The organism is Butyrivibrio hungatei (genome assembly GCF_001858005.1).
GTDB classification, from domain to species: domain Bacteria; phylum Bacillota; class Clostridia; order Lachnospirales; family Lachnospiraceae; genus Butyrivibrio; species Butyrivibrio hungatei.
The window spans coordinates 63,137-77,135 of record NZ_CP017831.1 but is presented as its reverse complement, the minus strand read 5'-3'; the positions used below and the strand labels follow the sequence as shown (position 1 = coordinate 77,135).

The window sequence follows — 13,999 nt, the reverse complement described above, 5'->3', positions numbered from 1 at the left end:
CTATTGAATAAAAAAAAGATGGCTCATATAAGCCATCTTCTAATGTACTAAACGGAGAAAGCGGGATTTGAACCCGCGCACCGCGCGAACGGTCTACACCCTTAGCAGGGGCGCCTCTTCAGCCACTTGAGTATTTCTCCATGCCTGAATCCTCCTACCAATATGTGGTTGTGAATTCTTGTATCTCAGCTATTAGCCAAGACGCAAATGTTATTATACAAAGACCTAAGTGCTTTGTCAAATCTTTTTATTTCTTTTCTCTATTATATAGCGTCCCAGCCTCTTCATAGAGGTTGTTTCCCTTTGGATCGATTACTACTATTACAGGGAAGTTCTCTACTTTAAGCTTCCTTATTGCCTCTGTTCCAAGATCATCGTAGGCAACCACCTCTGAATCGACTATTGCCTTGGATAAAAGAGCTCCAGCACCGCCTATTGCAGCAAAGTAAATAGCACCATTTCTTACAATAGCCTCAGATACTTCCTTTGACCTCTTTCCTTTGCCAATCATTCCGCCAAGGCCCAGATCCAGCAGATCCGGGGCATACTTGTCCATTCTACTAGCTGTAGTAGGCCCTGCAGACCCAATAGCTCTTCCTTCCCTAGCAGGAGAAGGTCCCATGTAGTATATGAGATTATCATTAAGATCTATAGGGAGCTTTTCCCCTTTAGCCAGTGCCTCTGCCATTCGCTTATGGGCTGCATCCCTAGCAGTATAGATCGTACCAGAAATATAGACCATGTCGCCAATCTTCAGTTCTTTTATCTTGTTCTTATCTATAGGAGCGTTTAACTGAATATCCATTATTCACCTTATTATATAGTAGCTTTAATATGCCTGTTTACGTGACAACATATATTGACTGCCACCGGAAGTCCTGCTATATGAGTCGCATATGTATTGATATTTACTGCAAGAGCTGTTACTCTTCCTCCAAGACCAGCAGGTCCAATACCAGTATCATTTATACGCTCAAGAATCTCTTCTTCCATATCTTTAACGTATCCAATATCAGAATGCTGACCAACAGGCCTTGTAAGAGCCTCTTTTGCCATTTCCGCACACTTCTCAAAGGTACCGCCAATACCAACGCCCACAACCATAGGTGGGCATGCATTTGGTCCTGCGTCCTTTACAGCTTGAACAACCGCAGCCTTAACACCCTCTTCACCATCTGCAGGCTTAAGCATAAATACTCTACTCATATTCTCGCTGCCAAAGCCCTTTGGCGCACAGGTAATGACCACCTTATCTCCAGGCACTATCTCATAATGGATAACTGCCGGCGTGTTATCTCCTGTATTTTTTCTAATAAGAGGATCTCCAACTACAGATTTTCTAAGATAACCTTCTGTATAGCCGCGGCGTACTCCTTCATTGATAGCTTCTGTAATATCGCCACCAACAAAGTGCACTTCCTGGCCTACTTTAACAAAGAACACTGCCATTCCTGTATCCTGACATATCGGTATCTTATCCGCCTTGGCTATATCAAGATTCTGCTGCAACTGTTTAAAAATCTGCTTGCCCAACTCGGATTCTTCTTTTGAGCATGCTTCATTAAAAGCTTCTTTCATATCCGGAGACAGCTCATGGTTTACGTCAATACACATATCCCTTACTGTCTGAGTAACTAGTGAAACATCGATGTCTCGCATGTATATCCCCTTAAACTGTTCCTACAATCTTATTCTTGATGTCTACAAGTTCCTCTGCTGAAGGACTGGTTGGATTCCAAAGAATCTTTTGTCCATCGTTCTCATATCTAGGAATAACATGAAGATGGAAATGCATAACTGTCTGTCCTGCAGTCTCTCCATTATTCTGAACCAAATTGAGTCCATCGCAGTTAAGCTTAGTCTTTATAAGAGAAGCCACCTTCTTAGCAACCTTCATAGCATCCGCTGCTGCCTCTTCAGGCATCTCAAAAAGATCACTATAGTGAGCCTTTGGTAATACAAGGGCATGTCCCTTTGTAGCAGGGCCATTATCAAGGATTACCCTAAAAGCATCATCTTCATATATTGTATTTGAAGGTATCTCTCCATTTGCTATCTTACAAAAAATACATCCGTCCATTATGCTAGTCCCTCCATCATCTTATCATTCTTGAATACTACTATATTTAATAATCCAAGCACAAAGCCTGTTATAAAACCACCTAAATGCGCTACTGTATTGGCCCCTTCTTGAAAGAAACAAGACTGGATAACAAAGATCAGTAGCAATGCTACTCTTATCACTGTTCCCTTGGATCTGAGAAATACGCGTCTGTTCAAGATAAGCCATGAAATAAGAAAACCTACTATCCCCATCACAGCTCCGCTCGCTCCCAGCGAAATCCATTTCAAGCCATTTTTTAGCTCATAAGCCATTGAAAGTATGTTTCCAAAAAAGCCTGAGAAAAAGTATACAATCACATAATAAATGTGTCCCGTGTAATTCTCTACAACAGCACCAACCAAAAACAGTATTATCATGTTGTTAAACAGGTGCTTGATATCCGCATGCAAAAAGATCGCAGTGGCAATACGATAAAACTCGCCATCATTTAAGATTCTTTCTGTAACCAGAACCCCTTCATTGTATACGGCAGGATAAGCCACAAATGTGCTGATCAAAAAGACTACTATATTAATAGTAAGAAGCCCTATTGTTATGAACGCTTTTTTGTAGATCTTTTCCTGTCTATCCCAGAACTGATCTGTTATTTCAGAGGATTCACGCTCTATATTATCCATAAACAACACCTATCATTCTGACATTAGTTCAAAAAGCTGATCCATGCTCCTTAGCAGCTTGAAGTCACCCTTCATCTTGACGCTTCCGCCCATAAAAGCTCTCTGAAATGTCATGTGACCATCAAGGATTTCCTCAAATACCTTCTGGTCTGCAGTGATCACCACATCACATCCATCTTCATCCTGACATCTTAGATCGCACTTGCTGTTGTCAACATCTATCACTATAGGTTTAAGCCTTGAGTTGTCCTGGAACACGATCTTATACTTAGCTCTAACGCCTGCAACAGGTGTGAATTTCTTTTTGAGCACCTTGGCATATTCATCAGAACTGCCTGCAGCAGACTCTTCCTGTCCCATCTTGTCTCTAAATATGCTTGCAAGTTCCTGAAGATCTTCCTTCTGAGTGCGTACATATTTATCATCAGACGCATACTCTGAAAGCTGCTCTGATTCCTGTGGAGTCAGATCTATGCTATTAGCTACAGCAACCTTATTTATGACAGCCTGATTACTTGCAGGGAATACCGGCATCTTCTGGCTGATAGTTCTATACATGTTCTCAGCCTTTTTATCTATGATCTTGCTATACTCAGAGCTATTCTCAAGCTTCGTTGTATCAGCAATATATCCGCATATTCCTTCGCAAGGAAGTCCTCCAAGCATCTCCCAGGCAGCTGCCAGATTTGTCATACCCTCTCTTTCACCATGAGTAGTAGACATTACAACAGGAGCCATATATATCTGCTTGATCTTTTCTTTATCGCCATAAAGCCAGCATGCATCAAGGAACTGCATCATATAGCCGCCAACTCCAAACCACTCAACGGTAGATGCCAGAATGATTCCATCTGCATCCTTGAGAGTGTTAGGAAGCGCAGTTATGCCATTCCTCTGCTCGTACAGATTGTACTGCTGAACTTTAACATTCAATTCCTGTAAAACTGCTGTAATTTGCGAGATAACGCTTAAGGTAGGATCATCGATGATCCCTCTTCCTCCATAATAGATGTTTATCTTCATGAATACCCCTCCAACCAGTTACAGATAGTATATCACATTTATCGGATATCAAAGCATATTCTACCTAATTTTACTTCATCTCCTTCTTCTATATAATTCTTTTCCTGAGGAATGAGTTTAAGACCGTTTCTAAAGCTTCCATTGGTTGACCCCAGATCCACAAGAGCTACACCATTCTCGTCACGAAGAAACTTACAATGAATACGTGATACACTGGCATCCGAGAGCACCCTGTCCACGCAGCCCTCCATTTTCCCGATAGTTATCGGCAGTTTGTCCAGACTGATCCTTATAGTCTTATCGGTATTTCTGCTGTATAAAGTCATATGCTCCGCCTCTTCAGCGTCCAAAACCACTGTTTCCTCGCACTCACCAAGATCTAACTTCTTAACCTCCTTTGTGGAAGCTGTCACATGGATCGGGATGTCGTATGACACATCATCATCAAAGTCATCATAATTGTCGTATTCTTCTATATCTTCTTCGTAATCATTATTCTTTTTCTCCTGCTTTGGGCCATTCATTGTCTTTATTCCTGACAAAAAAGCTATGACTCCGGTTACGCCAGATACGAGCATGATTGCTATAGATAAGAGGTTCTCTTCTTTTGTAAGAACATAATTGACCCTGATGTACATAAGCCCAATGATAACCGCCACGAATAAAAGCGAAAAGAAAAGCTCTGCCTTGCCTCCAAGGCGCCTCTTTGCCCTTTCCATGCCAGTTTCTTCTGGCTCTTCCATCTCTTCTTCCTCTTCGAAATATACTTCCGGCTCTTTTATCAGCTCTATCTTCTCTTCTACAGGCTCTTTTAACAGATCATCAAGAACATCTATCAAAAGAACATCTGAAAGCTGCGCTTTGTCACATAGTCCATAAATGAGCTCGACCGCCTTCTCATCGTCGTGATCTGTAATACATAAAACAGATTCAAAAAACGCCTCAGCTGATCCACTCTCGCTATAATTGGGATAGTACATGAATTGATATTCACCTGAAGACAAGTTACAGAATACACTCTTGCAATCAAGGACAATACCTTCATTTCCAAGAAGATGCTCAGAAAGGCCTTCAATCATAATCTTCATATCTGAAAAGAGCTGCATAAGCTCGTCATATCCCATCCCTCTGGAAGAGTACCGGTCTTCAAGGCTCATCATGGAGCTAATATCGTAATAAATAAAGTTCTCCTGGTTGATCTTTCGAAGAGAGCACTTCAAAAGCTTCGGTATTCTTCCGCTTTCCATTATCTTTAACTGATAACGGGTATCCTTCTTTTCCATTATGTCTGCGTCACAGCTGCAGACAGCATAACTATGTTTTAGATCTCTATAAAATTTCTGTTCCATTATCCTACGCTCCTTTGCGCAATATCCTTTAGTCTTTTAACTCTTCTCATATGCTTTATCTGATCTAGCTTTTTGGCTTTTCCAGCAGCTATATAGTCCCATCCTGTCTTTGGTTTTAAGAAATATCTGCCCATAGCCTTGGTTCTGACAGTATTGCTGCCTGTAACTATTATTTCTTTGCCGTTTACTCTCGTATGTACAGTAGGTTTTTCGCTTCCAAAGTACTTATTTCCCAGCACCTGATCCATTTTAGCTGCAACATACCCTTCCGGATCTTCCTTGAATTCTGCCGTTTTATTTATACTGGCTCTAAAGGCCAAAATATAGCTATCTTGAGAAAGTACGCATCTTCCATATAAGTAATATGTAAAGAAGATCAATACCACAAATACACAGATCACCATAGGAACGATCAGGGATGCTTCCAATGTCATATATCCCTTAAATTTTCGCAAAACAACTCACCACCATTCCAATTGTCATAAAAGGCACAAAGGGAAAACTGTACCTCTTTCCTACCTTTTTAAAGATCATCAATATAATAGAAAGAACTCCGCCTGCAAAAAAAGCTATTACAAGCCCCATCACAATTCCCCTTAGGCCAATCACCGGCCCCATTGCAATAAGTAGTAGTCCGTCTCCATAGCCAATCCCTTCTCTGGTGATCCATGCCAGCAGTATCACAACTGCTCCTGGCAAAAGAGACATCGCTACGTCAGAAAAAGTACTATGCCCTCTATAGACTGAAAGCACACTGCATACCAAGGACACTCCCGCTAAGCCAAGCAGCACAGTTCCTGATATTTCTCTTTTCCTGATATCCTCAATTGAGGCAATCACAAGTAAAACTAAAACCAAAACAACCTGAATCATAAATCCTCCTAAATTAGCCACATCCACTACAAGGCCTTCTGTCACCAACTTCAGATATAGGTATCGTATAGATCTTCCTTTTTAGACCAGCGCAGTTAACACTGCTGTGATATCTGATACCGTAATCAGTAATAAACACGTTCCCTCCACTGATACCCCCTCCACAGTATTCACAGGGGTAGTACTTAGAACCATCCATACTTCTTTCCTTATCGATCTGATCCAAACTTACGCTGCGGATACTGAGCTTAAGATGATTACAGTTAATGTCTCTGTGATAAACTTCGCCATGCTCTGTCACATAGACCATCTCCTCTTCATTTTCATCTGCTGCCGCACCCTCGCTTATATCGTAGCCAGTCCAGGCATGCCCGTAATATCTGGCTTCCACAGGAAAATCTTCAAACCCTATAAGAGAAATGAGCGGATGAACTTTATAATCGATCACGATATCAATGATGTCATTTCCAAGCATTATCCTGGATGGCAAGTAGCTAAAGCCCGCCTTTCCATCAGTTACACAACTATTCTCAAGTTCTTGGCCAAAATAACTTTCTACTTTTCCCTTTACGTAAAAAATCGAAAGTGCCCCTGCGACTGTACTAACGCCATCTTCTTCAATGCCAAGAACACCTTCCGCGCATCTTTCATCAAAAGCCAAAAGCGCCAGTTCATTTCCAGTCTGATGCAGCGCAGCTTCCATATCGCACTGCATTTTGATGATATTAAAAGCCATCATTATGTTTGTAAAAAAGAAAATAAAAAGAGGTAAGACTATAGATGCTTCTACTGTTATAGAAGCAGATAAAGACACTCCTTTTTGAGCCACCTGGAGAAGTGTTCTTTTTATATTTTTATATTCTTTATAAGAAGTGCCTTTAACTACTTCTATTTGTCCGCACTTCATTCCTCGTACCCATATACCCTTTCAATTTTTACGTCATAACCAAACATCGATGCCACCTCTATCTCTCCGCAAAATGTATCTAGACAATGATCGATCTTAAACTGCGCATTACCACTTGTTCTCCTGATATCCATCTCCATTATGTCCATGAGCCTTAAGGTCTTTTTCTCAAGATCAGTCATTAAAAGGCGCATTCTAAGATAATCTTCATAAAGAAGCCCTTCACTTTCTCCTCCATCACCTAGGTGGTCTCTAAAAGAAAACATGTTGGTAAGGCTAAGCTTCCAGGTACTATCGCTCTTAAATAGAGGTACCCTTCCGCCAGAAAAAAGCGCATGCAGATCGGCGATACTTTCCGCAAAGGTCCATGCAAAGAGAATAGAATACTTCACAAGATCTTTTAACTCTGGAACAAGCATTATTGCAGTCAGCGCTAAAGCTATAAGCTCCGCTTCTTCGACCTTAGCACTGCAATTAAACAGATAGAGCATATTTGAAGCCTCTCTCCAAAACAGTAGCGTCTCTGCCATCTTTTCAAGATTCCCATAATCGCTGCTTTGTCCAAATGCCAGATACTCAAGCTGGTATTTCAAAAGAGCTTTGTCCATCTCCTCGCCATATCTACTGCATTTTTCGTAATAATACTGCTCAAGAAGGAGCTTTTCAGAAGCTGATATTTCCTCATAATCTCTAAGCCCCGTGCCCTTATTAAGTTCTCGATGTGAAGCATACTGAGAAAGATCTACTGCGGCTTTTGAAATAACAGACTTATCTTTGATGGCAAGGTTTAGCGCGCCTATGCCCTTTTGAGAATTAACGATATCTGCAGGATTTCCAAGAGTTATCTGCTCTTCTTCACCCTTGTCGTTAATAATGGTTGGAAGCTCTATAGCATCTATCTGCGCCTGATTTTCACTTGCCATTGCTTCAACATCTGTCGTATCAAATCCAGCATCCTGAAGTGTCTGTGTATTACTTACCACATCTATCATAAGAGCCCCTACAGGTTCTCCCGCCATGTATGCTAATATCTGCCTGTTTAATACCGTTCCCTTGTTGTCTGCTGCAAAAGATGTTCCGGTTATCTTTGCTTCTTTGCAGTAAGCACCAAGCATCGTTGTCTTTCCCGTAAGCTTACCAACTGTGCTTCTTTCAAAGTTCTTTTGAACATATTTTCTTAAGTGCTCTTCAGTATTTGTAATACTATGTTTTCCTGTCCCGTAAGATGTGTCGACCATAAATAGACCGTACTGCTCGTACAGCTCCCTGTTATACTCGGCCAATATTGAATTCATGGAGATGTCTGCCACGCATTCAGTCTTCATCTTTATTGCTCCAATCCTGGCTCCCTGATAGAGAGCCAAGATCAGAGACATGATTATCATTATTGATAGGGATAAAAAGACAGTTAGATAACCCTTAGTTTGTGATCGCACGGGTATCTGCCCTTATTGTTTTAAAGACATCTTCAACGATTCCAGAAATTTCTTTTTTAAAGACGATTACTAATCCAATCAAAACTACGATGATGAGAATTACTTCTACTGTACCCATTCCAGACTCATCATTCCAGAAATCCATTACTCCTTTCCTGATCTTTCCTCCGATTTTTTTCATGTTTTGTGTTACTAAATTCATTTTTCCTCCTTTTGGCTTTTCGCCTGATATATGTAAAAGCAGCATTGCTGCGATTACTCAAAACGCCATATATGCCGGGATCATTATGATGACCATAACTATCACAAGCATAAGTATCATTGGTAAAAGAAGCTTTGTTCCCGCTTCTTCTCCAAGCTTTCTTGCCGTATCCATTCTCTCATTAAAGGCTTTCGTTGCTTCCTCATTCAAAACATTCAAAAGGCTACTGTTTCCTTTTCTAAGATTCTGAGAAAGAAGAGTTGATAACCTGGTATATTGCTGACTTACGCAGCGCATTCCAAAGCGCTCATATACATCTGCTTCTGACGCTCCACTTGATAATTCTCTGGTGGCTCTTACAAGCTCCTCATAAACAAAGTGCTTTTGGCCGCCCTGTTCTAGCTTTTTTAAATAGGTTCGTCCAAGCTTTTCAAAAACATTTCTCACAGTCATGCCTGCACCAAGATACAAAACAAGCTTTGAAACCAGCTGCGGATAATCACTTAGCATCTGCTCTGTTCTTTCTTCCATGGTTCTTTTTAGCTCTTTATCTTTAAAAATGTAGGCTGCCGCTCCGCCTATGACCGTAAGGATCAATATAAGAAGACTGTTATCCTCATTCTTAACCTTCCAGACAATGGCTTGTCCTTCATATGCTTGGGGCAAAGTAATCTGTTCATCGTAAACTGATTTCTCGTCAGCGCTTTTGATAAGCTTTTGTATACCAGCTATCATTCTTTCCTTAGGACTCAAACTTTTTTGAATGAGGTTAACAGGAATGACCTGCTGCCAGCTCAGATCCCCATACTTGTAAGTCGCAGTCAAAGTAACCACCGCTCCTGTGCTGGGGATTTTGTCTGTTTCAAGACTTCCGTCATAATGCATAAGCTCGTAGTCATCAATCTTCCAATACACAGAAAACGGATAACCAGGAACGCTCTCTACAAGATCAAGGTCGGTCCTGACCTCATCAAGCTCCTCGTTTTCAGCAAGAATGAGCCTTTCCATCTCAGTACTGGCTTCTTCAAAAAGCTTGTCAGCCTCCTCCTTGGTGTAGCTTCGCTCATTTACAAGGACATCAAATTCTCCGATCTCCTCACCGTCTTCATTTGAAGCAACAAGCTCAGTTTCAAAAGAGCCTTCTCCATAGCTTTTTCTGCTTACTGTGCCTCCATCTACAATATGGGCTCCTCGCATTCCAGAAAGCGCCATCATAAGCGCAAGTAAACTTCCTGCCAAAGTCATCACCAAGAAGATACAGATCTTTCTGATGAAATACTCAGTCTCCATTTGTTCAATATCTTTTCTATTGCTCAAAACCGTCAGATACCCTCTGACTGACTCAAGCTTTACTGGATTTCTTTTTCTAAACAGCTTGTTATAGATGAAAAGAGATACTTTCAAAAGTTCCCTTCCTATTCCATCCTCCGTGATCCCTGACGGTAACTCCAGGTTACGAGCCATGATCCATATAACAAATACTGCAATTAAGATGATCAAATACAAAAAAACCATTTTTAACCCTCTGGCTAAACTGAAATATTGACTATCTTTTCAGATAGAAGATAGGCTGCCACATAGACAACCATGCAGATCGTCATTAAGACTATTCCGAAAACATTGTGATATAGAGGCTCAAAGAAACCTCTGCTAGTTAATTCGATGTAGAAGATGATGAAAAATGGCACAAAATTCATTATTCTGGCTTCCATTCTTTTAGCACTGATCAAAACCTCGATCTCTTTTTCAACTTCTATCTTCTGAGAAATGACCCCTATGGTCCTTCCTATAATGTCTGTCATATTGCCGCCGCTTCTTTTAGCTACAGCAAATACCCCTGCAAACTCCTGAATATCAGGGTTTTCACTTTCATTTCCAAATGTAAAAAGGAGCTTCTCTAGCGGAATATTATTTTTAAGTCCTTTGCATATCTTATTCAAGTGACCGCCGATCAGACTCTTCTTGCCATACAATAGTTCCATGTCTTTCCTGGCTTCTCTAAAGGCATTCTCTATGGAATAGCCTGCTTTCAAGTTCGTAAGAACCGAAGCAATAGCATCCTTAAACTGTATCCCCACTATCCTGCAATCACGCTGCCTTGCAAGTTTCCTCTGATGTATCATCCACGGAATCATTATTGGTAAAAGAACTACTACCGCAATCCACGAGTCATAGAATATCCTTCCAAAAAGAACTGCTATGCCTGCCCCTTGAAGAAGAAGCGGAATATCTTTAACCTTCGGCGGGTAATCGCAGACCTGCCGATAAAAGTTTTTCAGTATTTTTAAGTTCACCAACTCTCCTCCATTCGCCTATTATCTTGCCCTTTGCGTCTGTACCGGTCTCTTCAAATCTAAATAGCGGATTGGTATTTATCTTTCCTGTGGTTCCATCCAGACTCTTCTCCAGTTCACAGATTTCAAGAAGTTTTCTTGATCTATCTCTTAATCTTCCAAGGTGGATCACTATATCTATTCCTGAAGCTATCTGTCCCCTTACCGCAGACAAAGGGATCTCAACACCCATGAGCACCATGGTCTCTAATCTTGAAAGCATGTCTTTGGCACTATTCGAATGGCCCGTAGACATAGCCATATGACCTGTATTCATCGCTTGTAACATATCAACGCATTCACCGCCTCGGACCTCACCAACAATAAGCCAATCAGGCCTCATTCGAAGAGATGACTTTATAAGATCTCTTATGGTTATCTCTACGCACCCTTCCACGTTGGCATTTCTGGCTTCAAGCTTAACCAGATTTGGAACCTCCAGTATCTGAAGCTCTGCATTATCTTCGATGGTGATAACTCTTGAATCTTTGGGAATATAATTGGACAATGCATTTAAGAATGTTGTTTTACCGGAGCCCGTACCTCCTGAAATAAAGATGTTATAGCCAGACCTGACTAAAACTGACAGATAATCTTTGAGATACTCTGAAAGAGCTCCTAGCTGTATTAAGTTTTCCATAGTAAAAGGCTTTTCTGGAAATCGCCTTATGGTAACAATAGGCCCATTTAGTGCAATAGGCGGCAAGACCACATTTACTCTTGATCCGTTATCAAGTCTTGCATCAACTATGGGAGATGCTTCATTTACTACTCTGTTACATGAAGCAACGATCTGCTGGACCACATCCTCAAGTTTTTCTTTGGACTCAAAGCTTGTCTTACTCTTTATGATGGAGCCAGCTCTTTCAATGAAGATATTGTCCGTTCCGTTTATCATCACCTCTGTGATTGTCGGGTCATCTACAAGCTCCTGAAGAACATCCAGTTTTCTTAAGGAATGAAAGACATTTGTCTTTATCTTTCTTCTGACCTCTATGGGAACAGCCATTTTCTTGATCTCCTCTGATAGAACTGCATCGATGATCTCCATGAGTTCGTCATCAGAAGTATCTTTTGAAAGATCAAGGTTACTTACAACCTTTGCCCTGACTCGCCGCCTGATATCCTCAAATCTCCCGCTCATTTATAAGCTCCCTGACAATTCTTGTTAGACCAGATGTATCCTTAACATCTGTCATGTTGACCTTTCTTGTCATCGCGATCACATCTTCATAGCCATTCTCTCTAAGAGTATCTTCATATATCTCAACTCTGTAAGCATCCGTACTTCCTGCTTTAGTGACTGTATAGACCACATCGCACAATCTCAAGATATCAAAGAAACCATCCGGATAATCAGTAAGATCAAGGATCACATACTCATACCCACTGGTCATTAGTAAATCCAAAAGATGTTTAAGATTATTACTGTTGATCTCTTTAAGCTGCATTGCTGTTCTGACCGGAGATATCACATCCAAAGAGCCTTTCTCATTCTTGACCTTTTCTAGATACAGGCAAAACTTATTGCTATCCCCCTCTGCATAATACAAGAGGTCTGAAATATCTCCATCTTCTTTTAGGCCAAGGACTCTGGTAAGAGAGGAATATCTTTCAAAGCTCAAAAATATTGTCTTTCCCTTTTCAGAAAGCTCCTCTCCCATCTTAAGGGCAAGGTTTGTCTGTCCACATTTTGAGATTGGTGAATAAAATCCAAGGACTTTTCCACAAGAGCTTACATTTTTTACGTTGATACCCACAAAATCCTCTGACTTTTTTACACAAAAATCTATTATGTTACCCACAACATCTCCTGCTGCCTGATATTTGCTGGTGTGCTCAATGTTACTAAAGCCGTAGCTCTCCTCATCTTCGCACACGCCCGGCATATCCTCATCAAGAACCAGGATGTTACTGATGCTGCCATCAGGAGCTTTTTCCTTAAGTTCGGCATATGCATTTTCAGATATCACCAGAAGTGAGATCTGAGTATGTTTCATAAATTCTCTGAATATCTCAACTGCCGTAAAAGAGACAATGTCAAAAGATAGTTTTAAGTTTTCCCTTAAATACTCATCCAGCCTGCTTATATAAATCTCATCTGTGTCACACAGCGCAAGCAAAGGCCTATTCATAGTGCACCTCCTATTACAAACAATGCACTTATAAGTACTGGTACTGCAAAGTGGATTGTCTTTTTCTTATTACGTTTTACGATCATTATTACTAGTGAAATAAGTCCCGCTATCAAGAAAGATAGTAGGATGCAGGAAAAGGTGTCCTGCAATGACATGAATGCCGCTGTAGCCATGAATAGCTTAACATCACCTGCGGCAATTCCTTTTAAAAGATAAACCGGAAGTAAAATTATAAATGTAATACCTACTGCTGAAATGGATGCTGTGAATGATTGAAAGCCTCCGAAGGCGGCAGATATGATACCAATTAGTAGTCCCGGTATCACCCAGAAATTGTAGATCTTGTCTTTATATAGGTCAGTAAAAACTGCGCCCGACAAGAAGGTAAATAGAACCGCTTGAATAAAGCTCACTCCTTCCTTAGAAATTATTCGAGCTCGCGATTAAAGAATTTACCAAAATATTTTTTGATTGTAAAGTCCCCAAAAAATAAAATAGCATAATGCACAAAGTGCATTATGCCATTAATCCTCGATTCATTGAAATCGACGAAATGTCTTCATTTAAGCTGTGTCTACCGTATGTGAGTCCAGCGTAGACTTTCTGCGTGTTTCCCATAATAGGGAGACTGTTATCTGCCTTCTCAAGCTCCTTGTAAGCCTCATGTAATAGCTTAAAGTTCTTCTTTACTCGCCAAATGCGGTGAAGGCTATGTGTAACACCAGCTGCCATCAGCTCTTTCTTGGAGAAGATATATATCTGATGCAGTGTTCTTCCCAGTTCAACGCTAAGATTGATAGAAGTGATGAGCTGATCTATGCAGTTCTGTGCATATAAAAGGTTCTTTTCAGCCTCTTCTTTCTTGCCAACACTGAGCTGATCCATTGCTTCATCAAGATAATCGATAACGATCTCATATGTGATTGTAGTCAGCTGTGTCTGATTTGCCTGAGAAATCTTAAGAGTATATTCCTGTTTCTTTTCCTGAGTCATAGC

General features: G+C 40.8%; 17 protein-coding genes and 1 tRNA gene. All 18 read right to left on the bottom strand.

The features are described from left to right. Window positions 1–52: 52 nt before the first annotated feature. The 18 genes from bhn_RS00820 to bhn_RS00735 all read right to left on the bottom strand — a co-directional run bounded on the left by bhn_RS00820 (window position 53) and on the right by bhn_RS00735 (window position 13,996). Window positions 53–140 (bottom strand) — tRNA-Ser (locus bhn_RS00820). A 107-nt stretch (window positions 141–247) separates the two neighbouring features. Then, a complete protein-coding gene (locus bhn_RS00815) occupies window positions 248–805 on the bottom strand; it encodes a Fe-S-containing hydro-lyase (RefSeq protein ID WP_071174928.1) in 558 nt (185 codons plus the stop codon). Window positions 806–816: 11 nt separating this feature from the next. Continuing rightward, window positions 817–1,659 carry a fumarate hydratase gene (locus tag bhn_RS00810; protein ID WP_071174927.1) on the bottom strand — a complete coding sequence of 281 codons (843 nt, stop codon included), beginning with the start codon at window positions 1,657–1,659 and terminating at the stop codon, window positions 817–819. Window positions 1,660–1,669: 10 nt separating this feature from the next. Then, on the bottom strand, window positions 1,670–2,080 hold the full coding sequence (locus tag bhn_RS00805; protein ID WP_071174926.1) for an HIT family protein: 411 nt from the start codon (window positions 2,078–2,080) through the stop codon (window positions 1,670–1,672). After that, on the bottom strand, window positions 2,080–2,742 hold the full coding sequence (locus bhn_RS00800) for a rhomboid family intramembrane serine protease (protein WP_071174925.1): 663 nt from the start codon (window positions 2,740–2,742) through the stop codon (window positions 2,080–2,082). The genes bhn_RS00805 and bhn_RS00800 overlap by 1 nt, the downstream gene beginning before the upstream one ends. A 12-nt stretch (window positions 2,743–2,754) precedes the next feature. Continuing rightward, a complete protein-coding gene (locus bhn_RS00795) occupies window positions 2,755–3,765 on the bottom strand; it encodes an SCP2 sterol-binding domain-containing protein (protein WP_071174924.1) in 1,011 nt (336 codons plus the stop codon). Window positions 3,766–3,803: 38 nt separating this feature from the next. Then, window positions 3,804–5,114, bottom strand: a complete 1,311-nt coding sequence (locus bhn_RS00790; RefSeq protein WP_071174923.1) for a DUF6382 domain-containing protein — start codon at window positions 5,112–5,114, stop codon at window positions 3,804–3,806. Then, complete coding sequence (locus bhn_RS00785) at window positions 5,114–5,569, bottom strand: hypothetical protein (RefSeq protein ID WP_148661886.1); 456 nt, start codon at window positions 5,567–5,569, stop codon at window positions 5,114–5,116. The genes bhn_RS00790 and bhn_RS00785 overlap by 1 nt, the downstream gene beginning before the upstream one ends. Further along, window positions 5,556–5,987, bottom strand: a complete 432-nt coding sequence (locus bhn_RS00780) for a prepilin peptidase (RefSeq protein ID WP_071174921.1) — start codon at window positions 5,985–5,987, stop codon at window positions 5,556–5,558. The genes bhn_RS00785 and bhn_RS00780 overlap by 14 nt, the downstream gene beginning before the upstream one ends. 13 nt (window positions 5,988–6,000) lie before the next feature. Next, a complete protein-coding gene (locus bhn_RS00775) occupies window positions 6,001–6,894 on the bottom strand; it encodes a hypothetical protein (protein WP_071174920.1) in 894 nt (297 codons plus the stop codon). Then, window positions 6,891–8,279, bottom strand: coding sequence for a DUF5702 domain-containing protein (locus bhn_RS00770; protein WP_071174919.1), 1,389 nt, complete (start codon window positions 8,277–8,279; stop codon window positions 6,891–6,893). Before bhn_RS00770 ends, bhn_RS00775 begins: the two co-directional genes overlap by 4 nt. 34 nt (window positions 8,280–8,313) lie before the next feature. Then, a complete protein-coding gene (locus bhn_RS00765) occupies window positions 8,314–8,532 on the bottom strand; it encodes a Flp1 family type IVb pilin (RefSeq protein WP_236845941.1) in 219 nt (72 codons plus the stop codon). A gap of 57 nt (window positions 8,533–8,589) precedes the next feature. Next, window positions 8,590–10,047, bottom strand: coding sequence for a type II secretion system F family protein (locus bhn_RS00760; protein ID WP_071174918.1), 1,458 nt, complete (start codon window positions 10,045–10,047; stop codon window positions 8,590–8,592). Between the two features lie 14 nt (window positions 10,048–10,061). After that, window positions 10,062–10,826: a type II secretion system F family protein gene (locus bhn_RS00755; RefSeq protein WP_083385598.1), complete on the bottom strand. Its 765-nt coding sequence runs from the start codon at window positions 10,824–10,826 to the stop codon at window positions 10,062–10,064. Next, on the bottom strand, window positions 10,765–12,009 hold the full coding sequence (locus tag bhn_RS00750) for a CpaF family protein (RefSeq protein ID WP_071174917.1): 1,245 nt from the start codon (window positions 12,007–12,009) through the stop codon (window positions 10,765–10,767). Before bhn_RS00750 ends, bhn_RS00755 begins: the two co-directional genes overlap by 62 nt. Then, window positions 11,993–13,000, bottom strand: coding sequence for a P-loop NTPase family protein (locus bhn_RS00745; RefSeq protein ID WP_071174916.1), 1,008 nt, complete (start codon window positions 12,998–13,000; stop codon window positions 11,993–11,995). The genes bhn_RS00750 and bhn_RS00745 overlap by 17 nt, the downstream gene beginning before the upstream one ends. Continuing rightward, window positions 12,997–13,416, bottom strand: coding sequence for an A24 family peptidase (locus bhn_RS00740; RefSeq protein ID WP_071174915.1), 420 nt, complete (start codon window positions 13,414–13,416; stop codon window positions 12,997–12,999). Before bhn_RS00740 ends, bhn_RS00745 begins: the two co-directional genes overlap by 4 nt. 103 nt (window positions 13,417–13,519) lie before the next feature. Beyond that, the gene (locus bhn_RS00735) at window positions 13,520–13,996 is read right to left on the bottom strand and encodes a flagellar protein FliS (protein WP_071174914.1); all 477 of its coding nucleotides are present in this window, start codon (window positions 13,994–13,996) and stop codon (window positions 13,520–13,522) included. Window positions 13,997–13,999 lie beyond the last annotated feature (3 nt).